The organism is Enterobacter sp. MG-EB028 (genome assembly GCF_056673305.1).
Window position 1 is genome coordinate 412,368 of record NZ_CP195079.1, and the last position, 24,231, is coordinate 436,598.

25 protein-coding genes and 3 tRNA genes are annotated in these 24,231 nt (G+C 55.8%); 14 read left to right on the plus strand and 14 right to left on the minus strand.

The window, feature by feature from the left end; genetic code table 11:
- Positions 1 to 168 precede the first annotated feature (168 nt).
- Positions 169 to 462, plus strand: coding sequence for a co-chaperone GroES (locus ACR42C_RS01860; protein ID WP_003855929.1), 294 nt, complete (start codon positions 169 to 171; stop codon positions 460 to 462).
- Positions 463 to 493: 31 nt separating this feature from the next.
- Positions 494 to 2,137, plus strand: a complete 1,644-nt coding sequence (gene groL / locus ACR42C_RS01865; RefSeq protein ID WP_023310114.1) for a chaperonin GroEL — start codon at positions 494 to 496, stop codon at positions 2,135 to 2,137.
- Between the two features lie 64 nt (positions 2,138 to 2,201).
- Here the strand turns inward: groL and iadA are convergent, their stop codons facing one another.
- From iadA to ACR42C_RS01880, 3 genes are read right to left on the minus strand one after another with little or no spacing between them, the layout of a single operon-like run.
- The gene (gene iadA / locus ACR42C_RS01870) at positions 2,202 to 3,365 is read right to left on the minus strand and encodes a beta-aspartyl-peptidase (protein WP_479984678.1); all 1,164 of its coding nucleotides are present in this window, start codon (positions 3,363 to 3,365) and stop codon (positions 2,202 to 2,204) included.
- A 10-nt stretch (positions 3,366 to 3,375) separates the two neighbouring features.
- Positions 3,376 to 3,837, minus strand: coding sequence for a YjiG family protein (locus ACR42C_RS01875; RefSeq protein ID WP_028015231.1), 462 nt, complete (start codon positions 3,835 to 3,837; stop codon positions 3,376 to 3,378).
- On the minus strand, positions 3,818 to 4,483 hold the full coding sequence (locus ACR42C_RS01880) for a nucleoside recognition domain-containing protein (protein WP_116344020.1): 666 nt from the start codon (positions 4,481 to 4,483) through the stop codon (positions 3,818 to 3,820). The genes ACR42C_RS01875 and ACR42C_RS01880 overlap by 20 nt, the downstream gene beginning before the upstream one ends.
- Positions 4,484 to 4,717: 234 nt before the next feature.
- Here ACR42C_RS01880 and ACR42C_RS01885 point away from each other — a divergent pair, with 234 nt between their 5' ends.
- Entirely contained in the window at positions 4,718 to 5,071 is a 354-nt protein-coding gene (locus ACR42C_RS01885; RefSeq protein ID WP_014882205.1) for a DUF4156 domain-containing protein, read from the plus strand.
- Between the two features lie 64 nt (positions 5,072 to 5,135).
- Here the strand turns inward: ACR42C_RS01885 and epmB are convergent, their stop codons facing one another.
- Positions 5,136 to 6,164: an EF-P beta-lysylation protein EpmB gene (epmB, locus tag ACR42C_RS01890; protein WP_126326199.1), complete on the minus strand. Its 1,029-nt coding sequence runs from the start codon at positions 6,162 to 6,164 to the stop codon at positions 5,136 to 5,138.
- A gap of 40 nt (positions 6,165 to 6,204) precedes the next feature.
- Here epmB and efp point away from each other — a divergent pair, with 40 nt between their 5' ends.
- The 3 genes from efp to ecnB all read left to right on the plus strand — a co-directional run bounded on the left by efp (position 6,205) and on the right by ecnB (position 7,216).
- The gene (gene efp, locus ACR42C_RS01895; RefSeq protein ID WP_003855940.1) at positions 6,205 to 6,771 is read left to right on the plus strand and encodes an elongation factor P; all 567 of its coding nucleotides are present in this window, start codon (positions 6,205 to 6,207) and stop codon (positions 6,769 to 6,771) included.
- Positions 6,772 to 6,829: 58 nt separating this feature from the next.
- Entirely contained in the window at positions 6,830 to 6,961 is a 132-nt protein-coding gene (locus ACR42C_RS01900; RefSeq protein WP_028015234.1) for an entericidin A/B family lipoprotein, read from the plus strand.
- 108 nt (positions 6,962 to 7,069) lie between these two features.
- Positions 7,070 to 7,216: a lipoprotein toxin entericidin B gene (gene ecnB, locus ACR42C_RS01905; protein WP_003025482.1), complete on the plus strand. Its 147-nt coding sequence runs from the start codon at positions 7,070 to 7,072 to the stop codon at positions 7,214 to 7,216.
- Positions 7,217 to 7,253: 37 nt separating this feature from the next.
- Here the strand turns inward: ecnB and ACR42C_RS01910 are convergent, their stop codons facing one another.
- Positions 7,254 to 7,853, minus strand: a complete 600-nt coding sequence (locus tag ACR42C_RS01910; protein ID WP_479984679.1) for a helix-turn-helix transcriptional regulator — start codon at positions 7,851 to 7,853, stop codon at positions 7,254 to 7,256.
- A 259-nt stretch (positions 7,854 to 8,112) separates the two neighbouring features.
- Between ACR42C_RS01910 and sugE the strand changes: the two genes are divergently transcribed.
- Positions 8,113 to 8,430, plus strand: a complete 318-nt coding sequence (gene sugE, locus ACR42C_RS01915; protein ID WP_061099494.1) for a quaternary ammonium compound efflux SMR transporter SugE — start codon at positions 8,113 to 8,115, stop codon at positions 8,428 to 8,430.
- Here sugE and ACR42C_RS01920 read toward each other — a convergent pair.
- Both ACR42C_RS01920 and blaACT read right to left on the minus strand, forming a co-directional pair.
- A complete protein-coding gene (locus ACR42C_RS01920) occupies positions 8,427 to 8,957 on the minus strand; it encodes a lipocalin family protein (RefSeq protein ID WP_116344017.1) in 531 nt (176 codons plus the stop codon). The genes sugE and ACR42C_RS01920 overlap by 4 nt on opposite strands.
- A 107-nt stretch (positions 8,958 to 9,064) precedes the next feature.
- Complete coding sequence (blaACT, locus tag ACR42C_RS01925) at positions 9,065 to 10,210, minus strand: ACT family cephalosporin-hydrolyzing class C beta-lactamase (protein ID WP_479985176.1); 1,146 nt, start codon at positions 10,208 to 10,210, stop codon at positions 9,065 to 9,067.
- A 132-nt stretch (positions 10,211 to 10,342) separates the two neighbouring features.
- Between blaACT and ampR the strand changes: the two genes are divergently transcribed.
- A complete protein-coding gene (gene ampR / locus ACR42C_RS01930) occupies positions 10,343 to 11,218 on the plus strand; it encodes a LysR family transcriptional regulator AmpR (protein WP_479984680.1) in 876 nt (291 codons plus the stop codon).
- Positions 11,219 to 11,247: 29 nt separating this feature from the next.
- On the opposite strand, the gene frdD is transcribed toward ampR, so the two are convergent.
- The 4 genes from frdD to frdA are packed head-to-tail and all read right to left on the minus strand — an operon-like array spanning position 11,248 to position 14,541.
- A complete protein-coding gene (gene frdD / locus ACR42C_RS01935; RefSeq protein WP_000609653.1) occupies positions 11,248 to 11,607 on the minus strand; it encodes a fumarate reductase subunit FrdD in 360 nt (119 codons plus the stop codon).
- A gap of 10 nt (positions 11,608 to 11,617) precedes the next feature.
- On the minus strand, positions 11,618 to 12,013 hold the full coding sequence (frdC, locus tag ACR42C_RS01940; RefSeq protein WP_116344015.1) for a fumarate reductase subunit FrdC: 396 nt from the start codon (positions 12,011 to 12,013) through the stop codon (positions 11,618 to 11,620).
- Positions 12,014 to 12,023: 10 nt separating this feature from the next.
- The gene (locus tag ACR42C_RS01945; protein WP_041911494.1) at positions 12,024 to 12,758 is read right to left on the minus strand and encodes a succinate dehydrogenase/fumarate reductase iron-sulfur subunit; all 735 of its coding nucleotides are present in this window, start codon (positions 12,756 to 12,758) and stop codon (positions 12,024 to 12,026) included.
- A complete protein-coding gene (gene frdA, locus ACR42C_RS01950; RefSeq protein WP_116344014.1) occupies positions 12,751 to 14,541 on the minus strand; it encodes a fumarate reductase (quinol) flavoprotein subunit in 1,791 nt (596 codons plus the stop codon). The genes ACR42C_RS01945 and frdA overlap by 8 nt, the downstream gene beginning before the upstream one ends.
- Positions 14,542 to 14,851: 310 nt before the next feature.
- Between frdA and epmA the strand changes: the two genes are divergently transcribed.
- Together epmA and yjeM are read left to right on the plus strand one after the other, a co-directional pair.
- The gene (gene epmA, locus ACR42C_RS01955) at positions 14,852 to 15,829 is read left to right on the plus strand and encodes an elongation factor P--(R)-beta-lysine ligase (RefSeq protein WP_479984681.1); all 978 of its coding nucleotides are present in this window, start codon (positions 14,852 to 14,854) and stop codon (positions 15,827 to 15,829) included.
- Positions 15,830 to 16,026: 197 nt separating this feature from the next.
- On the plus strand, positions 16,027 to 17,526 hold the full coding sequence (gene yjeM / locus ACR42C_RS01960) for a glutamate/gamma-aminobutyrate family transporter YjeM (protein WP_316379818.1): 1,500 nt from the start codon (positions 16,027 to 16,029) through the stop codon (positions 17,524 to 17,526).
- A gap of 37 nt (positions 17,527 to 17,563) precedes the next feature.
- Here the strand turns inward: yjeM and mscM are convergent, their stop codons facing one another.
- From mscM to rsgA, 3 genes are all read right to left on the minus strand, one after another.
- A complete protein-coding gene (gene mscM / locus ACR42C_RS01965; protein WP_479984682.1) occupies positions 17,564 to 20,887 on the minus strand; it encodes a miniconductance mechanosensitive channel MscM in 3,324 nt (1,107 codons plus the stop codon).
- 19 nt (positions 20,888 to 20,906) lie between these two features.
- Positions 20,907 to 21,875, minus strand: coding sequence for an archaetidylserine decarboxylase (gene asd, locus ACR42C_RS01970; RefSeq protein ID WP_479984683.1), 969 nt, complete (start codon positions 21,873 to 21,875; stop codon positions 20,907 to 20,909).
- A gap of 97 nt (positions 21,876 to 21,972) precedes the next feature.
- Positions 21,973 to 23,025, minus strand: a complete 1,053-nt coding sequence (rsgA, locus tag ACR42C_RS01975) for a small ribosomal subunit biogenesis GTPase RsgA (RefSeq protein WP_204320753.1) — start codon at positions 23,023 to 23,025, stop codon at positions 21,973 to 21,975.
- A 107-nt stretch (positions 23,026 to 23,132) separates the two neighbouring features.
- Between rsgA and orn the strand changes: the two genes are divergently transcribed.
- The 4 genes from orn (at position 23,133) to ACR42C_RS01995 (ending at position 24,175) form a co-directional block, all read left to right on the plus strand.
- Complete coding sequence (orn, locus tag ACR42C_RS01980; protein ID WP_028015247.1) at positions 23,133 to 23,678, plus strand: oligoribonuclease; 546 nt, start codon at positions 23,133 to 23,135, stop codon at positions 23,676 to 23,678.
- Between the two features lie 196 nt (positions 23,679 to 23,874).
- A tRNA-Gly gene (locus ACR42C_RS01985) sits at positions 23,875 to 23,950 on the plus strand.
- A gap of 37 nt (positions 23,951 to 23,987) precedes the next feature.
- A tRNA-Gly gene (locus ACR42C_RS01990) sits at positions 23,988 to 24,063 on the plus strand.
- A gap of 36 nt (positions 24,064 to 24,099) precedes the next feature.
- Positions 24,100 to 24,175 (plus strand) — tRNA-Gly (locus ACR42C_RS01995).
- Positions 24,176 to 24,231 lie beyond the last annotated feature (56 nt).

Sequence of the window (24,231 nt, forward strand, 5' to 3'; positions counted from 1 at the left end):
CTGCCGCCATCAAAAGAGAGTGGATGGTAACACTTTCGCAAATTTTTTTTCGATTCCCCCTTGAAGGGGTAAAAAGCTATCCCCATCTCTCAGGGCACTAGTCGGAAAACCGCATGCGGGCCGGCGTCATCCATAACTGATAATGACTTTCTCAAAGGAGAGCTATCAATGAGTATTCGTCCGTTACATGATCGTGTGATCGTCAAACGTAAAGAAGTTGAAACCAAGTCTGCTGGCGGCATCGTTCTGACCGGTTCTGCAGCAGCCAAATCAACGCGTGGCGAAATCATCGCTGTCGGTAAGGGCCGCATCCTGGAAAACGGAACTGTGCAGCCGCTGGACGTTAAAGTTGGTGACATCGTAATTTTCAACGATGGCTACGGCGTGAAATCCGAGAAGATCGACAATGAAGAAGTGTTGATCATGTCCGAGAGCGACATTCTGGCAATTGTTGAAGCGTAATTTACGCACGAGAATTTGAGGAAATAAGAACATGGCAGCTAAAGACGTAAAATTCGGTAACGACGCTCGTGTAAAAATGCTCCGCGGCGTAAACGTACTGGCAGATGCAGTTAAAGTGACCCTGGGCCCGAAAGGCCGTAACGTAGTGCTGGATAAATCCTTCGGCGCGCCAACCATCACTAAAGATGGTGTTTCTGTAGCACGTGAAATCGAGCTGGAAGACAAGTTCGAAAACATGGGCGCGCAGATGGTGAAAGAAGTTGCCTCCAAAGCGAACGACGCTGCGGGTGACGGTACCACCACCGCGACCGTTCTGGCGCAGGCAATCATCACCGAAGGTCTGAAAGCCGTTGCTGCGGGCATGAACCCAATGGATCTGAAACGTGGTATCGACAAAGCTGTCGCATCCGCTGTTGAAGAACTGAAAGCGCTGTCCGTACCTTGCTCTGACTCTAAAGCCATTGCACAGGTTGGTACCATCTCCGCTAACTCCGACGAAACCGTAGGTAAACTGATCGCTGAAGCGATGGATAAAGTCGGTAAAGAAGGCGTGATCACCGTTGAAGACGGTACCGGTCTGGAAGACGAACTGGACGTGGTTGAAGGTATGCAGTTCGACCGCGGTTACCTGTCCCCATACTTCATCAACAAGCCGGAAACTGGCGCTGTTGAGCTGGAAAGCCCGTTCATCCTGCTGGCTGACAAGAAAATCTCCAACATCCGCGAAATGCTGCCAGTGCTGGAAGCCGTTGCGAAAGCAGGCAAGCCGCTGGTTATCATCGCTGAAGACGTTGAAGGCGAAGCGCTGGCGACTCTGGTGGTTAACACCATGCGCGGCATCGTGAAGGTGGCTGCGGTTAAAGCACCTGGCTTCGGCGATCGCCGTAAAGCAATGCTGCAGGATATCGCTACCCTGACCGGCGGTACCGTGATCTCTGAAGAGATCGGTATGGAGCTGGAAAAAGCGACCCTGGAAGACCTGGGCCAGGCAAAACGCGTTGTGATCAACAAAGACACCACCACCATCATCGATGGTGTGGGTGAAGAAGCCGCTATTCAGGGCCGTGTTGGTCAGATCCGTAAGCAGATCGAAGAAGCCACTTCCGATTACGACCGTGAAAAACTGCAGGAGCGCGTAGCGAAACTGGCTGGTGGCGTTGCGGTAATCAAAGTCGGTGCGGCGACCGAAGTTGAAATGAAAGAGAAGAAAGCACGCGTTGACGATGCCCTGCACGCGACCCGTGCTGCGGTAGAAGAGGGCGTGGTTGCGGGTGGTGGTGTCGCGCTGGTGCGTGTAGCTGCTAAACTGGCTGGCCTGACCGCACAGAACGAAGATCAGAACGTGGGTATCAAAGTTGCGCTGCGCGCAATGGAAGCCCCTCTGCGTCAGATCGTGTCCAACGCCGGTGAAGAACCGTCTGTGGTTGCAAACAACGTGAAAGCGGGCGAAGGTAACTACGGTTACAACGCTGCAACTGAAGAATACGGCAACATGATCGACTTCGGTATCCTGGACCCAACTAAAGTGACCCGTTCTGCTCTGCAGTACGCGGCATCTGTAGCTGGCCTGATGATCACTACCGAGTGCATGGTGACCGACCTGCCAAAAGGCGACGCGCCTGACTTAGGTGCTGCTGGTATGGGCGGCATGGGTGGAATGGGCGGCATGATGTAATCATGTTGTTCTGAACCTCTCAGAACGAACCCCGGGCAGAAATGCCCGGGGTTTTTTATTGCCGCTACTCAAATGTTCCTTTCACACACGCTACGCCTTCGCGCACCATCTGGCGGCCTTTCGCCCAGACCTCGCGGATCTTCAGGTCATCCGTCAGCACCAGGAAATCGGCATCGCATCCGGGCGCGATCCGCCCCTTATGCTTCAGCCCGAGAAACTCCGCCACGTTACGCGTAAACGGCAGAAGCGCTTCCTCCAGCGGCAGTTGATACTGGCTGACCAGCTGCTGTAGGGTTTCGGGCAGGGACTCGAAGCCCGCTACGCCAATGCCCACCAGATTGCCGTTTGCATCAAAAATCGGCTGGCTGCCGTTACCGTCCGAGCTGAGCGTAAGCCGGTTAAACGGCACCTGCGCTTCACGGGCCGTCACGATGGCGGTGGCGGCATCAAGGGGCTCTCGGATGCTGGTGGTAATGTCGATATAACCCCCTTCGCGGGCATAGTTCAGCGCGGCGAGGAACAGCGTCTGGTCGCGGTTAACGTGGGTTGGCAGCAGCTTCGTGCGGGGAACGTCGGCGTTATCGAGGATGTTATACAGCGGCTCCAGCAGCCTCGGGCTGTTGCCGAGGTGAAACACGGATATGCCCGCTTTGGCACCCAGCAGCCCGCCGACGCGCGACTGGGCGGCCATATTCGCGAGCTGGTCATCCGTCGGTGCGGAGGAGCGATGGTCGGAAATCGCGCATTTCACGCCGATGATTTTATCAATCAGTGCCACATCCTTTTCGACACTGCCGGTAATCGTCGGAGAAGGCAGCCCGTACGCGCCTGTCAGCATCCACGCGCTGATCCCTTCGTGCTCAAGCGCCCGCGTTTTTGCCAGCAGGGATTCGGGATGGCGGGTTACGCCGTCGGTACCCAGCAGTCCAACAACGGAGGTGATGCCCGCCGCCACAAGCGCGGATAACCGCACCTCCGGCGTCCGGGTGTGCGGGCCAGCTTCACCGCCGCCGCCGATCAGGTGCACGTGCTGATCGATAAAGCCCGGGCAAACCACCGCCCCGGCGAGATCGCTTTCAGGACAGTTAAGCTGCGTTGTTGCGCGATCCGTTTTTTCAATCGCGACGATTTTTCCCCCGGCGACCAGCAGATCGCAACGTCCCCGATCCTCCGGCGCGTAAAGGTGCACATTGCGGAAAAGATGGGGTTCCAGCACTGAAAAATCCATTTTTATCTCCTCAGAAGAGTAGCTGCATTACCCACATTGAGAGCAGGGCGTTAATGACGCAGACAGTAATGATGTGCGGGTAATATTTGGGGTTCACCCCTGCGGTACCCAGGCAGCGGCCCGTGTTTTGTACCGGATTGCCCATCAGATAGATGGCGGGAAGCAGGACGGTGGCATCGTGGCCGTTGAGCGTGCCGGCAGCCACCAGGCTGGCGCAGACCCCCACGCCGCCTCCCATACTCATCACTGAGGCCAGAAGGACCGTTGCCGCCGCGCCCGGAAGCCCCCACAGCGCCATGATCGGCTCGCAAATATTGCCAACAATATCCAGCAGGCCGGTCACCTTGAGCGCCTGAATGATGACAAACGCCATAACCACGTTAGGCAGCAGGCTGGTGGTGGCGATGGTAAAGCCTCGGCGGGCGCCATCAATAAACATGTCCATGATATTTTTACGCGGCTGGGCGATCATTTTTTTCCTCCTGAATACAACGATCTTCCATGTGGGCGATCCACAGGCGCAGGAAGTTCGCGCCAACAAATTTAAACACCAGTATGACGGCAAGCGGCGTAATCACCGGGACGGTAATGAAGGTAAAAAGTGCGGCACCGGAAGAAAAATAGTTGGTAATGATGGCGCTACCGCTGGTCTGGAAGGTGGCGAAAATGGCGCGCTCGCGATCGGTAATTGCCCCTTCGTCGGTCAACTCTTTGGTCATCCCTGCCGCGGCATCGGTATTTTGCAGGTTGGCGATGAGGGCCAGAGAGCAGATGCCCGGTACGCCAAGCAGTGGGCGCAAAATGGGCGTCATCAGCTGTTGTGCGGCACGCAGCCCGCCCAGCCCCTCGGTGACGGCAATGATCCCGAGCGACAAAATGACCGAAGGTGCCAGTTCAAGGGCAAATAAGAAACCGTCTTTCGCCCCCGTACCGCCCTCGCCGCGAAATGTTAGTGCGCCGTTCACCGGACCAAAGCTGCCGTTTAAGACGGTAAAATCCAGCACGCGCCACCATTCGGTACTTTTGGCGAAAAAGCCTGAGAAAAATACGATGGTGAGCACAAACGCCAGATAGCCCACCCATGTTACCTTTTCCTCTCCTGAGGATGATGCACTCATGAAACCCCCTGTTTTAATCGCGTACAAAAGTTGTACGTCGCAACACTAAAAACGATCGGGGGCTAAAACACGATATCCCAAAGGGCATTATCAGAATTCATTTATGATATCGGAGGAGTAGCGTACGGAATCTGGCTCGCAGAAATGCGCGGGGATTTTTCTTTTAGTCATCTTTTAGGTATAAGATTTACACACGGACAATTACTGTCCAGCTTATTGAAAACGAGGAATAACATGCGCGTAAAAGTCTGTGCAGGGATCGTAGGAGCAGCATTGCTGCTGGCGGGTTGTAGCTCCAGCAATGAACTGTCGGCAGCGGGCCAGGGCGTTCGCTTTGTGGAAGATAAGCCAGGCAGCGAATGCCAGCTGTTAGGCACGGCCACCGGTGAACAAAGTAACTGGATGTCGGGTCAGCACGGTGAAGAAGGCGGCTCTATGCGCGGCGCGGCGAATGCCCTGCGTAACCAGGCTGCAGCTATGGGGGGGAATGTGATTTACGGCGTGAGCAGCCCGACGCAAGGAATGCTTTCCAGCTTCGTGCCGACGGCCAGCCAGATGAGCGGCCAGGTTTATAAGTGCCCGAACTGAGTTTACTTGCTGATGGCGCTGCGCCCCACCTCGTAGGGCAGGTAAGCGTAGCGCCACCTGCCTTTTAGCGCTGCCGCAGCTGCAAATCCAGCGGCGTCTTACTCGGCTCTCCGCCAATCTCGCGTGCCAGTTTCGGCACCATATACCCTGAAACCAGCGTTAACAGCTCGCGCATAATCTGTCGGGCTTCCTCATCCGTCACCATGAAGTGTGCCGCACCCTGCACGCGATCCAGTACGTGCAGGTAATAGGGCATCACGCCTGCGTCAAACAAGGCGTTGCTGAGATCGGCCAGCACGCGGGCACTATCATTCACGCCGCGCAGCAGGACGCTTTGGTTGAGCAGCGTGACGCCCGCCTTACGCAGACGCGCCATCGCCGCGCGAAATTCATCGTCGATTTCGTTCGCGTGGTTGATATGGTTTACCAACAGCACCTGCAGACGGGACTGCTCCAGGCGCGCAACCAGGCCGTCGGTGATACGTGCCGGAATGACAATCGGTAAACGGCTGTGAATGCGCAGACGTTTGATGTGCGGGATGGCTTCAAGCTGCGTCAAAAGCCAGTCCAGCTCATGATCTTTTGCCATCAGCGGGTCACCGCCGGAAAAAATAATCTCATCCAGCTCTGGATGGGCGGCGATATAGTCCAGCGCAACCTGCCAGTTACGCTTATTTCCCTGGTTTTCGGCGTACGGGAAGTGCCGACGGAAGCAATAACGACAATTAACCGCGCAGCCGCCTTTTACCAGCAGCAGGGCGCGATTGAGATATTTGTGCAGTAAACCCGGCACCACGCTGTTCTGCTCTTCCAGCGGATCGGTGCTGTATCCCGGCGCTGTAATAAACTCATCCTGTGACGTAAGCGTCTGTTTTAATAAAGGATCGTCTGGATTGCCTTTTTCCATGCGCGCAACAAACGCGCGGGGAACGCGCAGGGCGAAAAGTCGCTTTGCCTCGCGGCCTGCAAGCAACTCCGGGTGCTGATCGAGGTCTAAAAGACGCAGCAATTCATCAGGACTGGTGATTACATCGGCAAGTTGCGATAACCAATCTTCTCTGGACGGGGTGTTTAGGGTTACAATATGCGCCATTTTGTGGCTTAGCTACCAGTTAACAAATTTAGAGGGCCTTATGGCAACGTACTATAGCAACGATTTTCGTGCTGGTCTTAAAATCATGATGGACGGCGAACCGTACGCGGTTGAAGCCAGCGAATTCGTTAAACCAGGTAAAGGCCAGGCATTCGCACGCGTTAAGCTGCGCCGCCTGCTGACCGGTACCCGTGTTGAGAAAACCTTCAAATCTACTGACTCCGCTGAAGGCGCTGATGTTGTCGATATGAACCTGACTTACCTGTACAACGACGGTGAGTTCTGGCACTTCATGAACAACGAAACGTTCGAGCAGCTGTCTGCTGACGCGAAAGCAATTGGCGATAACGCGAAGTGGTTGCTGGATCAGGCTGAGTGCATCGTGACCCTGTGGAACGGCCAGCCTATCGCTGTTACCCCACCAAACTTTGTTGAGCTGGAAATCGTTGAAACCGATCCAGGTCTGAAAGGTGATACCGCGGGTACTGGCGGCAAGCCAGCAACGCTCTCCACTGGCGCTGTGGTGAAAGTGCCACTGTTCGTTCAGATCGGTGAAGTGATCAAAGTGGATACTCGCTCCGGCGAATACGTATCCCGCGTGAAGTAATTTACGTCATGATTCGAGGCGCAGCGCCCGCTGCGCCTGATTTTTGCAGGCAGGGATGATGAAACGTACCGTTAAAATTCTGCTTCTGTTAGCGCTCTCCAGCGTACTGCTTTCCGGCTGTAACACCGCGCGTGGCATGGGGGAAGATATCCAGGACCTTGGACATATCATTTCCCACGCAGCCAGCTAGGCTCGTCTAATTTTCCTAAAAATGCTTCCTTTTCCGTCAACCGACGGGATCTTGTCTATTCTTAAGTTGCTATACACAAAACAACTTTGGCTATAAAAGGAAGATATTATGGTTAAGAAGACAATTGCAGCGATCTTTTCAGTCCTGGTACTTTCTTCAGTGTTAACTGCCTGTAATACCACGCGCGGCGTCGGTCAGGATATTTCTGAAGGCGGTAGCGCGATCTCTGGTGCGGCAACGAAAGCTCAGCAGTAATGAACACACGGTACGGGACCGAATGGGTTTCGTACCGTCAGCTTTCTGACTCCTGCAAGGATAAAAAGGGTGAAAAGCGCGTATCCATATGCAGTTTCATGCGGATATTTCGTTTATAGGTATAAACCGTTTTGCCATTGATACTCAGGTGAGCAGCAATTTTTTGATTGCTCGCGCCGTCCATCCACAATGTCAGCACTTTCTCTTCCTGTCGGGTTAGCAAGGGAGCGGCCACAGTGGGTCTGTGCGTGCTTGCGCCCGAGATTAACGCGTCATTAATAACCGCCGCGAGTTCCTCAAGACGGGCATTTTTCAACAGCGAAGACCAGACCGGGAAGTTCTCCAGCCAGGCCGTCATGTCCCTGTCCTCTCCTGATTGCAGCATAATAAAGGGTAACTTTTCGCTGGCGTTCAGCAAGGACGAGAATTGCTGAAAATGGTGAATATCCTGGCGGAAACCATGCAGGTCAGCGATAACCAGCGCGGGTTTCCATTGCAGAATGTGTTCTCTGGCAAGGAAGAGATTGTTCAGCCCGGTCACAACGTAGTGCCCCGGGAACAAACCGGAATGATTGAGCCATGCTTCGAACCCGGTACGGGTGAAGTGACAACGGTCAATCAAAAGAATTTTGAACATATTTTATTCGCAATCGGCTAGTGGTTTGGCTTCCTGCCATCAGAAAGCACATCATCATAGAGAAGTCCGATGAGTAATAAATGCCTGAACTCCGCGCCTTACTGCGGCTATTTCTGGGCTTAACGCGATCAGCAGAAATTGATTGAAAAAAAATCGCACGCTAACCAAAATATGGGGTGTTATCTGCCTTGCGGGACGACCCGTAAGCGCTTCCTTCATCGGGGACGGCCCCAACTTTTTTTAAGTTAAGGAGCCTGATATGTCCTGGATTATTCTTTTGATTGCTGGCCTGCTCGAAGTGGTGTGGGCGATTGGTCTCAAGTACACGCACGGATTTACCCGCCTGACGCCCAGCGTCATTACCGTTACTGCGATGATCGTGAGTATTGTTCTGCTCTCGTGGGCGATGCGTTCCCTGCCGGTGGGAACGGCCTACGCCGTCTGGACGGGGATCGGTGCCGTAGGCGCGGCGATTACCGGGATTTTGCTGCTGGGTGAGTCAGCGAGCCTGGCGCGCATTGCCAGCCTCGCTCTGATTGTGGCCGGTATCATTGGACTGAAGCTCAGCACCCATTAATGGGGCTGTTTTACCCAGATGAGTTTCGATACATCAAACCCCTGCCGGGTCGCGACGTCCAGCATCTGCTGTTTCATTTCTGACGAAATAGTTGGCGTGCGGGAAAGTATCCACAGATAGTCGCGATCCGGCCCGCAGACCAGCGCGTGACGGTACTCTCTGTCGAGCGCTATTACGTTATAGCCGCCATAAAACGGGCCGAAGAAAGAGACTTTGAGCGCGGCCCGTCGCGGGTCGCCAGTGAAGTAGGCTTTCCCAACCGACTGCTGCCACATCTCTCGATCGGGATTATAACCCCGGTTGATTACCTGAATACCGCCATCATCCATCAGGCTGTAATGTGCCGTGACCTTCTCCAGGCCTTGCTCAAACCGGTGATCGAGGCGTGCGATTTCGTACCATGTTCCGAGGAAGCGTTGTGCATCAAAAGGCGTGACGACGGTGACGCCAGGCGGTGGGGTAGGGGAACTGCAGGCAACAACTAAAAACGCGGCCGTCACCGCGGCGATAACAGGCAGAATGCGCATAGGAGTTTCCTTACTGTTTTTTGTTAAGTGTAGATGACAGCAGGAAAAAAGCGGAGCAATGTGCCGGATGTTTCGCCGGGTAAGCATTAGCGCTACCCGGCAATGTTTTACTGCATCGCGTCAAGAATACGGTATGCCGCCTCAACTCGCGCCGGGTTCGGATAGCTTTTATTTGCCAGCATCACAATGCCGAGCTGCTTTTCAGGAATAAATGCCACGTAGCTGCCAAACCCGCCGGTTGAGCCGGTTTTATGCACCCATGAGGCTTTTACCGGAGGCGCCGGAGGATTCACTTCTCTCGCGGGCAACGGTGCCAGGGCAACCTTGTTATCGCTGCCTCCGACAACGGTTTTTACATCGACCGGCCAGTTGAGCATCTCCCAGCCCAGCCCCTGATACATAGCACCCACGCGCCAGTAGCGGGACTGCGCCAGCGTAATGCCTTGCTTCAGGGATGTATCCTGCAGCGCGTCAGGGGCCATGTTGGCCATCACCCAGCTTGCCATATCCTGCACGTTGGTTTTCACGCCATACGCCTCTGCGTCCAGCATGCCCGGTGAAACGTGGACCGCTTTACCGTCACGATATCCCCAGGCGTAATGCGCCTCCTCCGCTTTCGGAACATTAATCCAGGTATGGTCGAGCTTGAGCGGCTTAAAGACCCGCGTCGTCATGGCCTGCTCATAGCCCATGCCGGAAGGTTTGGTCGCCAGCGCGCCAAACAAACCGATGCTGGCATTAGCATAAAGACGCGTGGTGCCCGGCTTCCACTGCGGCTGCCAGTTTTGATAGAAGCGCAGCAGGGAGGCGTTATCCGTGACCTCATCCGGTACCTGTAACGGCAGACCTCCTGCTGTATAGGTTGCCAGATCCAGCATGCGAATTCCCTGCCACTGCTTGCCTGTCAGTTCAGGCCAATATTTGGTTACCGGATCGCCCAGCGATATTTCGCCGCGGGCAATGGCATCGCCTCCCAGCACGCCGGTGAAGGTTTTACTTATAGAGCCCAGCTCAAACAGGGTTTGCGGGGTGACGGGCTTGTTCGCCGCGATGTCGGCTTTTCCGAAGGTAAAGTAGCGTGGCTGGCCCTGATAAATCACGGCCACCGCCATGCCAGGAATGGCCTGCGCTTTCATCAGCGGCGTAACGGTACGTTCCACCACGTCAGCCAGCTGTTTTTCTGACATCGGGGCAGCTAATACCGAGCAGGAGGTGCTGAGCAGCAGGGCGCAGCAAAGGGATTTTGTCATCATCATTTATCTTCCGTAATAGCAGGTCAAGGGAGTGTCCGGGCCCGACAGACCGCTGTAGTCTGTTGGATTTGACTATGGCTGACAAACGGTTAAATTTAGCATGAGCTGTTAATTTTTCTAACGGATGGAACGATGACCCGCAGCTATCTCCCGCTTAATTCGCTTCGCGCCTTCGAAGCGGCCGCCCGGCATCTCAGTTTTACGCATGCCGCGATAGAGCTGAATGTCACCCATTCAGCCATCAGTCAGCACGTTAAGGCGCTGGAACAGCATCTGAATTGTCAGCTGTTTGTCCGCGTTTCGCGCGGCCTGATGCTGACCACGGAGGGGGAAAATCTGCTGCCGGTGCTGAATGATTCATTCGATCGTATCGCCGGAATGCTGGATCGCTTTGCCAGCCAGCGCGCCCAGGAGAAGCTAAAAATCGGCGTGGTTGGGACTTTTGCTACGGGTGTTTTATTCTCTCAGCTCGCAGACTTTCGCCGCTGTTATCCGCATATCGATCTCCATCTTTCCACCCATAACAACCGCGTCGATCCGGCGGCTGAAGGGCTTGATTATACGATCCGCTACGGCGGTGGAGCGTGGCACGGCACCGAGGCGCACTTCCTGTGCCCCGCACCGCTGGCGCCGCTTTGCTCGCCCGGAATCGCCGCCGTGCTCCACTCTCCGACCGACATCCTGAAGTTTACCCTGCTGCGCTCTTACCGACGCGACGAATGGTCGGCATGGATGCAGGCGGCAGGCGAGCATCCTCCCTCGCCAACGCACCGGGTGATGGTATTTGATTCGTCTGTCACCATGCTGGAAGCCGCGCAGGCAGGTATGGGCATTGCCATTGCGCCTGTCGATATGTTTACCCATTTGCTGAACAGCGAGCGTATTGTGCAGCCGTTTACAACGCAAATTGATCTGGGCAGTTACTGGTTAACGAGACTGCAGTCGCGGGCTGAAACGTCCGCAATGCGTGAATTTGCCCAGTGGCTGGTGGGAAAGATGAAGAAATAAAAGGCCCGCCTGATGGCGGGCCAGAAGCGTCAGATAGTGACAACCGCAATCAGCGTCACCACGGTCAGGATGGTTGCCAGCCCGTAGAATACCCATTTACCGCTCGGCACATGGATTTTCAGGTCATGCATCGCATGGTGAATACGGTGCAGACCGCACCACAATGGCAGGACGATCATCAGAAAGATGAACACGCGGCCGATAAAGCTGCTCGCAAACGCCAGCACGCGCTCGTAGCTCAGCGCATCGCCCGGGAACAGCCCCAGCGGCAGCATAATGCCGACCAGCAGGATGATAACCGGGGCGATGATGGCACTCCACATGCCGCCTGCGCCAAACAGGCCCCAGAAGACCGGCTCGTCTGAACGTTTTGGATTTGGATTGATCACAGTAGTCTCCTTACCAGAACAGTGCGACAAACAGAACGACCACAGTGACCAGGATCGTCACTGCCCACAGCCCTTTAATGACTGGCTCCGGCCCCATTTTTTCGTCTTTTATGATGATATTCGCCGCTTTTGGCGCCAGTTCAAACCAGGTTTTGGTATGAAGCAGCGCCGCCGCGAGCGCGATCAGGTTCAGAACTACGATGATTGGGTTTTGCAGGAACCCCACAAAGCTGGCCCAGGTTTCCGGCCCGTGTTTGAGGGCGAAAACGCCGTACATCAGCTCAAGGCTGAACCAGACCGCCGGTACCGCCGTGCCTTCACGCAGCATATAGAAGCGATAAAACGGCAGGTTTTTCCACCAGGTGGACGGCACTGGCCGCACGTAGGCTTTGCGTTTAGTCGTCATTATGCACTCCTTAGCGTGGTTTCAGGGTAGCGATAAGAAAGTCTTTCGAGCTTTCCACTTTACCCTGTTGAATGGCGGCGGCCGGGTCGACGTGCTTTGGACAGACTTCGGAGCAGTAGCCCACAAAGGTACAGGTCCAGACGCCGTTCTGACCGTTAAGCTGCGCCATACGTTCTTTTTTACCGTGGTCGCGGCTGTCTTCGTTATAGCGGTGCGCCAGGGTAATGGCGGCCGGGCCGATGAACTCCGGGTTCAGGCCAAACTGTGGACAGGCGGCGTAGCACAGGCCGCAGTTGATGCAGCCAGAGAACTGATGGTATTTCGCCATCTGCGCCGGCGTCTGGGTGTTCGGACCCTGGTCCGGCGTGCGTGGGTTGCCGATGATGTACGGCTTAATCGCTTCCAGACTTTCGATAAAGTGGGTCATATCGACCACCAGATCGCGCTCGATCGGGAAGTTGCCCAGCGCTTCAACCTTGATGCCCTTAGTGTAATCGCGCAGGAAGGTTTTACACGCCAGCTTCGGTACCTTGTTGACCATCATGCCGCAGGAGCCACAGATCGCCATGCGGCAGGACCAGCGGTAGCTCAGGTCCGGCGCCAGGTTGTCTTTGATATAGCCGAGCGCATCCAGCAGGGAGGTTTGCTCGTCATAGGGCACTTCATAGAAAGCGCTGTGGGGGGCGGTATCCACTTCCGGGTTGTAGCGCACCACTTCAACTTTCAGTTTTTGCATCTCAGCCATTCGCCTTCTCCTTCTTCTCGGCGGCTTCTGCTTCTGCGCCGTACACGCGTTTAGCCGGTGGCAGCGTGGTGATTTTCACGTCGCTGTAATCCAGACGCGTGGTGCCATCCGCATCGCGCCAGGCGAGAGTGTGTTTCAGGAAATTGACGTCGTCACGTTCGGTACAGCCTTCGTCCAGACGCTGGTGTGCGCCGCGAGACTCTTTACGCGCCAGCGCAGAGTGCGCCATACATTCTGCGACGTTCAGGCCGTGGCCCAGCTCAATGGTATAGAGCAGGTCGGTATTGAAGACGCTGGAGGTGTCGGTGATGCGCACGCGCTTGAAGCGCTCCTGCAGTTCCGCCAGCTTGTCGACGGTTTTCTGCATCAGTTCCGGCGTACGGTAGATACCGCAGCCTTCTTCCATCGACAGGCCCATCTCGTCGCGGATCTTCGACCAGTTCTCGTTACCTTCCTGGTTCACCAGATCCTTCAGGCGTTTTTCAACGTCTGTGACCTGCGCATCCAGCGCTGCGCCGTTTGCTTCGCCTGCGGTCGCCGCACGCTCCATCGCACGCTCGCCCGCCATGCGGCCAAAGACGACCAGCTCTGCCAGCGAGTTAGAGCCCAGGCGGTTGGCGCCGTGCAGGCCGACGGAGGAACACTCGCCTACGGCGAACAGCCCTTTAATGCGGGTTTCACACTGTTGGTCGGTTTCAATCCCGCCCATGGTGTAGTGCGCGGTTGGGCGTACCGGAATCGGCTCTTTCACCGGATCGACGCCGACGTAAGCTTTCGCCAGTTCGCAGATGAACGGCAGACGCTCCAGCAGTTTCTTCTCGCCCAGGTGACGCAGATCGAGATAGACCACGTCGCCGCGCGGCGTGGAGATGGTGTTGCCCTTGCGCCACTCGTGCCAGAAGGCCTGAGAGACTTTGTCGCGCGGGCCGAGTTCCATGTATTTGTTCTTCGGCTCGCCGAGAGGGGTTTCCGGGCCCATGCCGTAATCCTGCAGATAGCGGTAGCCGTTTTTGTTGACCAGGATACCGCCTTCGCCGCGGCAGCCTTCCGTCATCAGAATGCCCGAGCCCGGCAGACCGGTTGGGTGATACTGTACAAACTCCATATCGCGCAGCGGCACGCCGTGGCTCAGCGCCATGCCCATGCCGTCACCGGTGACGATGCCGCCGTTGGTGTTGTAGCGATAGACGCGTCCCGCACCGCCCGTTGCCATCACCACCGCATTGGCACGGATCTGGACGAGGGTGCCTTCCATCATGTTCATCGCCACCAGGCCACGTGCATGACCGTCATCGACCAGAATGTCGAGGACGAAATGTTCATCAAAGCGCTGGATTTGTGGGAACTGAAGAGAGGTCTGGAACAAGGTGTGCAGCATGTGGAAGCCGGTCTTATCGGCGGCGAACCAGGTACGTTCGATTTTCATCCCCCCGAAGCGACGAACGTTGACGCTGCCGTCCGGACGGCGGCTCCACGGACATCCCCACTGTTCAAGCTGGGTCATTTCAGTTGGACAATGGTGCACGAAGTAGTCAACGACATCCTGTTCGCAAAGCCAGTCGCCCCCTGCAACCGTGTCGTGGAAATGGTATTCGAAGCTGTCATGATCCTGCGCAACGGCGGCGGACCCTCCTTCTGCTGCCACCGTGTGGCTGCGCATTGGATAGACTTTTGAAATCAATGCGATTTTAGCGTCAGGATTAGCTTGTGCTGCAGCAATCGCAGCACGTAATCCAGCCCCGCCAGCGCCTATTACGGCAAGATCGGCTTGAAAAGTTTGCACGACATTCCTCCAGATTTTTGTTATTTCGCAACGCGACAAACTAAAGGTAGTTCACCCGTCCACGCGGACGATTGCGAAAGCGTTTCCACTGCTCCTTTATGGGTAAAAGAGTATAACCGTGTAGACGTCAGGGAAATTTGACGTGTTCGATTTTTTTGCTGTTCTGTGCGGTGATTTATCATTGTGATTGATGAATTGCGTCACGAAATAATCCACTTAAATGAAATGCGCTTTTTTACTGCGCAAAATTTGTCTCTGTCCCTGCTAACGAGTAGACTTCGTGCCCTTGTCTGAAATCGGAGAAAAACTCATGAGCGAAACGGCCACCTGGCAGCCGAGCGCATCCATCCCAAATCTGTTAAAACGCGCCGCAATTATGACGGAGATCCGCCGTTTCTTTGCCGACCGCGGCGTCCTGGAGGTGGAAACCCCGTGCATGAGTCAGGCAACGGTAACGGATATTCATCTGGTCCCGTTTGAAACCCGTTTTGTTGGCCCTGGCCACTCTCAGGGCATGAATCTGTATCTGATGACCAGCCCGGAATATCACATGAAGCGCCTGCTGGCGGCGGGGTGTGGTCCGGTGTATCAGCTGTGCCGCAGCTTCCGTAATGAAGAGATGGGGCGTCACCATAACCCGGAATTCACCATGCTGGAGTGGTACCGCCCGCATTATGATATGTACCGCCTGATGAACGAGGTGGACGATCTGCTGCAGCAGGTGCTGGACTGTTCAGAAGCCGAAACGCTCTCCTATCAACAGGCCTTCCAGCGCCATCTGGAAATCGATCCGCTGTCGGCGGACAAAGCTCAGCTGCGTGAAGTGGCGGCAAAACTGGATCTGAGCAACGTGGCGGATACCGAGGAGGATCGCGACACGCTGCTGCAGCTGCTGTTCACCTTCGGCGTGGAACCGCAGATTGGTAAAGAACGTCCGACGTTTGTCTATCACTTCCCCGCAAGCCAGGCGTCTCTGGCGCAGATCAGCACCGAAGATCACCGCGTGGCAGAGCGTTTTGAGGTCTATTACAAAGGCATCGAGCTGGCGAACGGCTTCCACGAGCTGACCGACGCGCGCGAACAGCAGCAGCGTTTCGAGCAGGATAACCGCAAGCGCGCCGCGCGCAGTCTGCCGCAGCAGCCGATTGATACTAACCTGCTGGAAGCCTTAAAAGCGGGCCTGCCGGATTGCTCCGGCGTGGCGCTGGGGGTTGACCGTCTGGTCATGCTGGCGCTGGACGCCGAGCATCTCGGCGATGTGATTGCCTTTACGGTCGATCGCGCCTGAAAAAATGCCGGGTGGCGCAGCGCTTACCCGGCATACATTACCTGTGGCAATATTCCTTTCCATTTCCGCACGGCAACATTAAAAACTGCCATTTTCTCTGTACACAGGTCTTTTTCTTAAATTGCCTCGTATAGCCACAATATTAGTCTGGTCATCTGCTACCATCCGCGCAGTTTAATTCCTCTTCGGATGGTTATATGTCCCACTCACTCAAAAAGATGACCCTCACCGGGCTCATCCTGATGATTTTTACGTCAGTCTTTGGCTTTGCCAATAGCCCGTCGGCTTTCTATCTGATGGGCTACAGCGCGACGCCGTTTTATATCGTTTCTGCTCTGTTCTTCTTTATCCCGTTTGCGCTGATGATGGCGGAGATGGGCTCGGCTTACCGGAAAGAAGAGGGCGGTATCTATTCATGGATGAACAACAGCATCGGTCCGCGTTACGCATTTATCGGCACGTTTATGTGGTTCTCCTCCTACGTCGTCTGGATGGTCAGCACGGCGGCCAAAGTCTGGGTGCCGTTCTCAACGTTTCTTTTCGGGGCGGATAAAACGCAGATATGGTCTCTGGCGGGGCTAAGCTCCACGCAGGTGGTCGGTATTCTGGCGGTGTGCTGGATGGTGGTGGTCACGCTGGTAGCGGCAAAAGGCATCAACAAAATTGCCCGTATCACCGCCGTTGGCGGTATTTCCGTGATGTGCCTGAACCTGGTGCTGCTGCTGGCGAGTATCGCCATTCTGTACCTGAACGGCGGGCACTTCGCGCAGGAGGTGAACTTCGTATCATCGCCTAATCCGGGCTACCAGTCAGGGCTGGCCATGCTCTCCTTCGTGGTGTTTGCCATTTTTGCCTACGGCGGTATTGAAGCGGTAGGCGGGCTGGTCGATAAGACCGAGAACCCGGAAAAGAATTTCGCCAAAGGGATTATTTTTGCCGCCATCGTCATCTCCATCGGCTACTCGCTGGCGATTTTCCTCTGGGGCGTCAGTACCAGCTGGCAGCAGGTGTTGAGTAACGACACCACTAACCTCGGGAACATCACCTACGTGCTGATGAAAAGCCTGGGGATGACGTTGGGTAACGCCATGCACCTGACGCCGGAAGCATCGGCCACCATGGGGATATGGTTTGCGCGCATTACCGGCCTGTCGATGTTCCTTGCCTATACAGGCGCGTTCTTTACGCTGATCTACTCGCCGCTGAAAGCGATCATTCAGGGCACGCCAAAAGCGCTGTGGCCGGCACGCATGACGCAGCTGAATACCGCAGGAATGCCTGCCAACGCCATGTGGATGCAGTGTCTGCTGGTGTGCGTGTTCATTCTGCTGGTGTCATTTGGCGGTGATACCGCGTCTGCGTTCTATAACAAGCTGACCCTGATGGCGAACGTGTCGATGACGCTGCCGTACCTGTTCCTCACCCTGGCGTTCCCGTTCTTTAAGGCGAAGCGGGACCTTGAGCGTCCGTTTGTGATCTTCAAAACCCGCGCGGCAACGCTGCTGGCAACAACGGTGGTGGTGCTGGTCGTGGCGTTTGCCAACATCTTTACCGTTATTCAGCCCGTGGTTGAGGCAAACGACTGGAACAGCGCGCTGTGGATGGTCGGTGGGCCGATCTTCTTCTCGCTGCTGGCGATGGGAATTTATGAGAATTACCGTCGGCGTTCAATGGCGTACGTCGCGGAAGTGGCGTAGCGGTAAAATGCCCCTCCCGAAAGGGAGGGGAGAAAGATTACAAGCTGCCCGCCGGGCGCGATCTTGCTGCCGACGTGAGCGTTTTACCCATCTTGCGTCCGTCCATACTTTCCAGACGCATCTGGAACGGTGGGAACGGCATATCAATACCGTGCTCGCGGAAGCCCGCCAGAATCAGCTGGTGGATCTCATGGCGCAGCGGCATACGGTGCCCCATTTCGGCAGCGTAAATACGCAGTTCGAAAATCTGGATCCCCTGCTGTAAATCGACCAGGAACACTTCCGGTACGGGATTATCGAGCACCAGCGTACAGCGTTCGGCGGCGGTGTAGAGGATCAGCGTGACCTCTTCGCTGTTGGCATCCGACGGCGCCGGTACCGTCAGAACCACGCGCGTAACGGAGTCCGACAGCGACCAGTTGATAAACTGCTCGGTAATAAACGCCTTGTTCGGCACGATGATCTCTTTACGGTCCCAGTCGCTGATCGTGGTGGCACGGGTGTTGATCTTCGTTACGCTCCCGGTCAGATCGCGGATCGTCACCGTATCGCCAATACGAATCGGCTTTTCAAACAGGATGATCAGGCCGGACACAAAGTTAGCGAAAATCTCCTGCATGCCAAAGCCAAGGCCAAACGTCAGCGCGGCTACCAGCCATTGCAGTTTAGACCACTCAATACCAATCATTGAGAAACCAACCATCCCGCCAAACAGCAGTATCAGGTATTTCGTAATGGTCGTAATGGCGTATCCCGTGCCGGGGGTTAAATCCAGATGCTGCAGCAGCGCCAGCTCCAGCAGTGCCGGGAAGTTACGCACCAGTTGGGTGGTGATGATCAGCACCAGAATGGCAATCAGCACCGCGCCTAAGGTGATCGGCTCCAGGCTTTCAACGCCCTGCACCGTGGACGTCACGTCCCACAGAGAGATATTCTCCAGGAAGCCAAACGCGGAATGAATTTCTGACCACAGGAAAATCACCGACAGAAGGGCAATCAGCATCAGGAGGGAGCGCACCAGGCGCAGAGACTGGGTACTGATTGCATCCAGATCCAGTTCGACCTCGTCGGCATCCATCGTGCCTTCCGTGCTGTTGACATGGGTTGGCTCTTCCTCACCCCGGGCACGCTGAGCGAGGATCTCCGCCCGGCGATGCTTGGCGCGGTCGAAGGCCAGACGACGGCGCTGGATCAGCATCCCGCGACGGATCACGTGATACACCACCAGCAGCAGGAACCAGATCGCCACCGACGTTTCCAGTCGCGCCAGAAGTGCCTGCGAGGTTGCCAGGTAACCTACCGCGGCTGCCAGCATCGCAATCAAAGGGGCGCTCAGCAGGAGGTTCCAGAGCAGCCGGTTGAACATGTTTTCGCCGCTGCCAGATTTATCCAGATAGAGCGGTATCCCCGCGCGTTTCAGGCTGAGCGTCACGATGGCCAGCGCGCCGCAGATCAGCATAAAGCAGAGGCGGCCCAGCGAGCCTGAAAATTCCCGGTCGTTGAGATTATCAAACATGATCAGCGCCATAATCAGCGGCACAATCAGCCCGATGCTCATCAGGTAGTAGCGCATGGCGCGCGCCACGCGGTTACGCGGCCAGCCAAAGTGGGCAATGAACAGGCCATTCGGCCGTGCGAACGTGGCGCAAATCATCACCACCCACAGCAGCGGCACCGTAGCGGTGACGCCATCGCCAATGGCGACCGCGAGCGGATAGGGCCAGGCTTCCCGCAGGCCGTAGCCAAGCGTCATCCACAGCACCGGCAGCGGAGACGCGACGAGAATCGACCAGAACACGGTGCGCAACGTCAGCCAGAAGTGATCCTGAGTGACTTTCCCCACCCGCGCGCTGGAACGCTCCAGGAAGCGGGTGAAATGTCTGCGCGAGTAAATGCTGAAGCCCACCAGAACCAACGCGCCCAGCAGCGGGATTATCGTCTCTTTACTGGTCAGCATCATCACGCTGGCCTGTCCGAGCTGACTGAAGGTGTCCAGCGAAATCAGGCGGCGCAGATCCTGAACGATCTCAATTGGCCACGAGAAGGTCATCGGACGCACGTCGGACGTCCAGAAGAGATAACGGTGCGTCGCCTCGTTCACCTCTTTCAGCGCGTCTTCCAGCTGGCTGTTAGAGACCTTAAGCTTAGTCAGTTCCAGAATCAGCGTATCCCCGCCCTGCAGCAGGGAGTTCAGCAGCTCGCGCTGGGTGCGCAGCTGGGCTTCCAGAATACGGTTTTGCTCGCTGGTCAGGGGTTGTCCGTCAGCCTGACGGATCTGGCGAATTTGCGGCTGCTTATTGAGAAGATCTTCAAAGTGCAGTCGCTGCACGCGCAGCTGGGCCATCTCGGTATCCAGCTGCTGCGGCTTCGGCATTTCCGGCAGGCGTGCGACCTGGGCGCGTAACGCTTCGCCCAGCAGGTTTGATGACCCGAGCCACTGGGACTGCTCGCGCAGGGTGTTGAGCGCCTGGCGCACCTGCAGGGTTTGATTCGTCGCCTGGCGCTGCTGGGAGGCAACCAGATCCATACGCTGCGCCTGCTGATTCAGTGCGGCAGAAAGCTCGCGGTTGACCTTAAACTGATCGACGATACCTTCTGGCAGATTGGCACTGTTTTCGGCCAGCAGCTCGGTGCTTTCAAGCGCACGCTCGGCTTCGCGCTGACGCTGGCTGTTAAGCAAATTACGCAGGGCCTGAAGATACGCATCCAGCTGCTCGCTCTGCTTCTGAGCGAGTTCAGAGCGCATCCGCGCCAGCTCCTGGCGGTTGTTGGCGGAAAGCTGCGCCAGCTCCAGCTCATCCACAAGGGCCTTCAGACGAGCTGATTCCGCCTGCAGACCCAGATTTTGCGCCTGAGCCTGCGGCGTATTGCCGCTTTGCGTCCCCACGCGACGCTCAACGTCGTTAAGCTGGCGGCGGGCGTCGGTTTGCTGCTGCGGAAGCTGACTGAGGGAGTCGGCAATTTCACGCGCCCGCTCCTGCTCCTGCTGAGCCTGGCGGCTCTTTTCCAGAAGCTGGCTGCTCACCTGCAGGATTTCCTGATTCAGGGCGTCGGTGGTCATGCCTTCCGGCACATTGCGCGGCTCATCGCGCAGATTAGCGAGCTGCGCGCGCAGCGTTTGCGAGAGTTTAGGGAAGTTGTCGATAACCTGCTGATACTGCTGAGCGCGCTCAAGCGAGCCTTTCCGCTCTTCAAGCGCGTTCAGTGCGGACTGGAGCGACTCAACGGTCTCTGGCTGAGCGGGTTTGGCCGCTTTCGCCTGCTCCAGTTCCTGGGTTATCTGTTTGGCGTCGGGGGCTGTCGCTGCGTACGCCCCCATGCTGAGGCACCAGGCCATCAGTAAAACGATAATCGGGCGCACGTCAGCGATCCTTCTGTTGTTAGCCTTCGTCTTTTTTGTCGTCAACCAGCGGGCTGGCGTCGTGCTCGGCGTCAATCTCTTCTTGCGGCAGCGGAGCAGGTTCTGCGTCCGGCGTCACGAAGGTTTCGGTAGAGACCGCCAGCGGTTGGCCAAGTTTAGTGACCGACAGGCTTTCGAGCTGTTCAGCCAGCTTCACTTTACCCGGTGCAAACAGGTTGATGACGGTCGAACCCAGCTTGAAGCGGCCCATCTCCTGACCTTTCAGCAGGGCGACAGAGCCTTCCTCTTCACCGGCAGGCCACGTCCAGCGCTTGATTACGCCATCACGCGGAGGGGTGATGGTGCCAGCCCAGACGGTTTCAATACTGCCGACAATGGTCGCGCCCACCAGAATCTGCGCCATAGGGCCGAATTCAGTATCGAACAGGCAGATGACGCGCTCGTTACGGGCAAACAGGTTCGGTACGTTTTGCGCGGTCAGGTGGTTTACGGAGAACAGATCGCCCGGCACGTAGATCATCTCACGCAGGATACCGTTACACGGCATATGCACGCGGTGGTAGTCGCGCGGTGACAGATAGGTGGTGGCAAAGGTGCCGTTGCGGAACAGATCCGCCATCAGGTAATTGCCCGCCAGCAGCGCTTCCAGGCTGTAGTTATGGCCTTTCGCCTGCAGGATTTTGTCGTCTTCGATGTTACCCAGCTGGCTGATCACCCCGTCTGCTGGCATCACCAGGACGTTAGGATCGGTGTTCAGCGGGCGCACTTCGTCGCGTAGCGGGCGCACGAAAAACTCGTTGAACGTGCGGTAGCTGGCGGTGTCCGGCTTCTGCGCTTCTTTCATGTCGACCTTGTAATACTTCACGAAAAGGTCGATGACCAGTTTGGTCAGCCAGCCCGCGCGTTTGCTTGCGCCCCAGCCCGCCAGGCGAGTGAGCCACAGTTTTGGCAGAATGTATTGAAGCGAAAGTTTAAATGCGTTTAACAAGGTAGCCTCCAGGCCATTGTTTTGTCGTTCCTGATCCGGCGGTAAGCCGCCGGAACCTGAAAAAAGGGGACGATTTTAGCGATGCTTAGCTTAGTTGTCAGTTGTCAGAATCAGAAAAGTTTTTACGCGTTTTTACCTGATCCATGCTCTCAAGAATGCGGTGGTAATTGTCGAAGCGGGTCTCCGCAATCTCACCTTTCTCAACCGCTTCGCGGATAGCGCAGCCTGGATCGTTATCGTGTTTACAGTCGCGGTATTTGCAAGCGCCTAAATAATCATGGAATTCGACAAATCCATTAAAGATTTGTTCCGGCTCAAGATGCCATAAACCGAATTCACGCACGCCCGGGGAGTCGATGACATCGCCGCCGTGCGGGAAGTGATACAGACGCGAGGCGGTAGTGGTGTGCTGGCCCAGACCCGAGACGTCAGACACATCGTTGGTGAGGATCTCCTGCTGGAGGCCGAGCAGATTGTTCAGCAGGCTCGATTTACCTACGCCGGACTGGCCCGCAAAAATGCTGATGCGATCGGTAAGCGCCTCTTCCAGCGGTTTGAGGCCATCTTTGGTATGGCTGGAGACCATCAGGACGCGATAGCCAATCTTGCGATAGATATCCATCTGTTCATTAACGAAAGCCATGCCTTCGTCATCCAGCAGATCGATTTTGTTCAGCACGATAATAGGTTCAACCTGCAGCGTTTCGCACGCGACGAGGTATCGGTCGATAATATTGAGCGAAAGTTCAGGCAAAATCGCCGATACGATAACAATCTGGTTAATGTTGGCGGCAATCGGCTTCACCCCATCGTAAAAATCGGGACGGGTTAACACGGACGTACGTTCATGAACCGCTTCAACGATACCTTTTACCGTAACGCCTTCCGCCGCCTCTTTACCCGGACGCCAGACGACGCGGTCACCGGTCACCAGAGAACGAATGGTCCGGCGGATGTTGCAGCGGTGGATTTCACCATCGGCGGATTCCACGTCAGCGTGCATACCGAAACGGCTGATGACTACGCCTTCCGTTGGTTCGCCAAACAGGTTGTCGTCGTAATCGACCTTCTCCGAAGTGGTTTTAAGACGGCGCTGGTGATTGGCATTCACACGGCGCTGCTGCCCTTTGGAGAGTTTATTTTTACTCAATCGCACTGGCTCCTGGTCGCCCGTAAGGGGCAAAACCTCTATGATACACTCTAATTAATACTAGTTAACCTGCTACTGCCGGTTATGCGAGAAGGGTGGAAAATAACATGAGCGCGGATGAAAACAACCTGATTTGGATCGATCTCGAAATGACCGGGCTGGATCCCGAGCGCGATCGCATTATTGAGATTGCAACCCTGGTCACCGATGCCAACCTGAATATCCTGGCCGAAGGGCCAACGATTGCGGTGCATCAGTCCGACGACCAGCTGGCGCTGATGGACGAGTGGAACGTGCGCACCCATACCGGAAGCGGGCTGGTGGAGCGCGTGAAGGCCAGCACGTTGGGTGACCGCGAGGCGGAACTGGCGACGCTCGAATTTCTGAAGCAGTGGGTGCCGGCGGGTAAATCGCCGATCTGCGGGAACAGCATCGGCCAGGATCGCCGTTTCCTGTTTAAGTATATGCCGGAGCTGGAGTCTTACTTTCACTACCGCTATCTGGATGTCAGTACCCTGAAAGAGCTGGCGCGTCGCTGGAAACCAGAAATCCTTGATGGCTTCAAAAAGCAAGGAACGCACCAGGCGATGGACGATATCCGCGAGTCTGTGGCGGAACTCGCGTACTACCGCGAAAACTTTATTAAGCTGTGATTTTGAGATCCGGCGCCTTGCGTGGCCGGGATTTTGTCGTTAAATTGTTCAGCTTGCCGATTAAATAAGCATTTGAACTGAATTTCGAAAAAATCACTTTCAGGGGGGTTGCAGCTAAAAGGATTTCTCGTATAATGCGCCTCCCGTAACGACAGAGAATTACACGTTACGACAGCAACAAAAGCAGTACAGATTTGCGGGAATAGCTCAGTTGGTAGAGCACGACCTTGCCAAGGTCGGGGTCGCGAGTTCGAGTCTCGTTTCCCGCTCCAAAATTTGAAAAGTGCTTCTCAAGCACGGACTGCCCAAGCGGGAATAGCTCAGTTGGTAGAGCACGACCTTGCCAAGGTCGGGGTCGCGAGTTCGAGTCTCGTTTCCCGCTCCAAAATTTGAAAGTGCTTCTAAAGCACGGACCACCCAAGCGGGAATAGCTCAGTTGGTAGAGCACGACCTTGCCAAGGTCGGGGTCGCGAGTTCGAGTCTCGTTTCCCGCTCCAAATTCTTCTTAATCTCTAAAATATCCACAGCGAAAAGACACGCTGGGGACGTTTTC

What these genes read in the sequence shown, in the direction of transcription:
- ACR42C_RS01920 (WP_116344017.1), bottom strand. Translation starts at nt 8,957, where the DNA reads ATGCGCATTCTGCCTGTTATCGCCGCGGTGACGGCCGCGTTTTTAGTT.
- ACR42C_RS01910 (WP_479984679.1), bottom strand. Translation starts at nt 7,853, where the DNA reads ATGTTCAAAATTCTTTTGATTGACCGTTGTCACTTCACCCGTACCGGG.
- ACR42C_RS01875 (WP_028015231.1), bottom strand. Translation starts at nt 3,837, where the DNA reads ATGATCGCCCAGCCGCGTAAAAATATCATGGACATGTTTATTGATGGC.
- ACR42C_RS01945 (WP_041911494.1), bottom strand. Translation starts at nt 12,758, where the DNA reads ATGGCTGAGATGCAAAAACTGAAAGTTGAAGTGGTGCGCTACAACCCG.
- ACR42C_RS01885 (WP_014882205.1), top strand. Translation starts at nt 4,718, where the DNA reads ATGCGCGTAAAAGTCTGTGCAGGGATCGTAGGAGCAGCATTGCTGCTG.
- epmA (WP_479984681.1), top strand. Translation starts at nt 14,852, where the DNA reads ATGAGCGAAACGGCCACCTGGCAGCCGAGCGCATCCATCCCAAATCTG.
- ampR (WP_479984680.1), top strand. Translation starts at nt 10,343, where the DNA reads ATGACCCGCAGCTATCTCCCGCTTAATTCGCTTCGCGCCTTCGAAGCG.
- efp (WP_003855940.1), top strand. Translation starts at nt 6,205, where the DNA reads ATGGCAACGTACTATAGCAACGATTTTCGTGCTGGTCTTAAAATCATG.
- iadA (WP_479984678.1), bottom strand. Translation starts at nt 3,365, where the DNA reads ATGGATTTTTCAGTGCTGGAACCCCATCTTTTCCGCAATGTGCACCTT.
- ACR42C_RS01880 (WP_116344020.1), bottom strand. Translation starts at nt 4,483, where the DNA reads ATGAGTGCATCATCCTCAGGAGAGGAAAAGGTAACATGGGTGGGCTAT.
- ecnB (WP_003025482.1), top strand. Translation starts at nt 7,070, where the DNA reads ATGGTTAAGAAGACAATTGCAGCGATCTTTTCAGTCCTGGTACTTTCT.
- groL (WP_023310114.1), top strand. Translation starts at nt 494, where the DNA reads ATGGCAGCTAAAGACGTAAAATTCGGTAACGACGCTCGTGTAAAAATG.
- orn (WP_028015247.1), top strand. Translation starts at nt 23,133, where the DNA reads ATGAGCGCGGATGAAAACAACCTGATTTGGATCGATCTCGAAATGACC.
- frdC (WP_116344015.1), bottom strand. Translation starts at nt 12,013, where the DNA reads ATGACGACTAAACGCAAAGCCTACGTGCGGCCAGTGCCGTCCACCTGG.
- epmB (WP_126326199.1), bottom strand. Translation starts at nt 6,164, where the DNA reads ATGGCGCATATTGTAACCCTAAACACCCCGTCCAGAGAAGATTGGTTA.
- yjeM (WP_316379818.1), top strand. Translation starts at nt 16,027, where the DNA reads ATGTCCCACTCACTCAAAAAGATGACCCTCACCGGGCTCATCCTGATG.
- blaACT (WP_479985176.1), bottom strand. Translation starts at nt 10,210, where the DNA reads ATGATGACAAAATCCCTTTGCTGCGCCCTGCTGCTCAGCACCTCCTGC.
- ACR42C_RS01900 (WP_028015234.1), top strand. Translation starts at nt 6,830, where the DNA reads ATGAAACGTACCGTTAAAATTCTGCTTCTGTTAGCGCTCTCCAGCGTA.
- ACR42C_RS01860 (WP_003855929.1), top strand. Translation starts at nt 169, where the DNA reads ATGAGTATTCGTCCGTTACATGATCGTGTGATCGTCAAACGTAAAGAA.
- sugE (WP_061099494.1), top strand. Translation starts at nt 8,113, where the DNA reads ATGTCCTGGATTATTCTTTTGATTGCTGGCCTGCTCGAAGTGGTGTGG.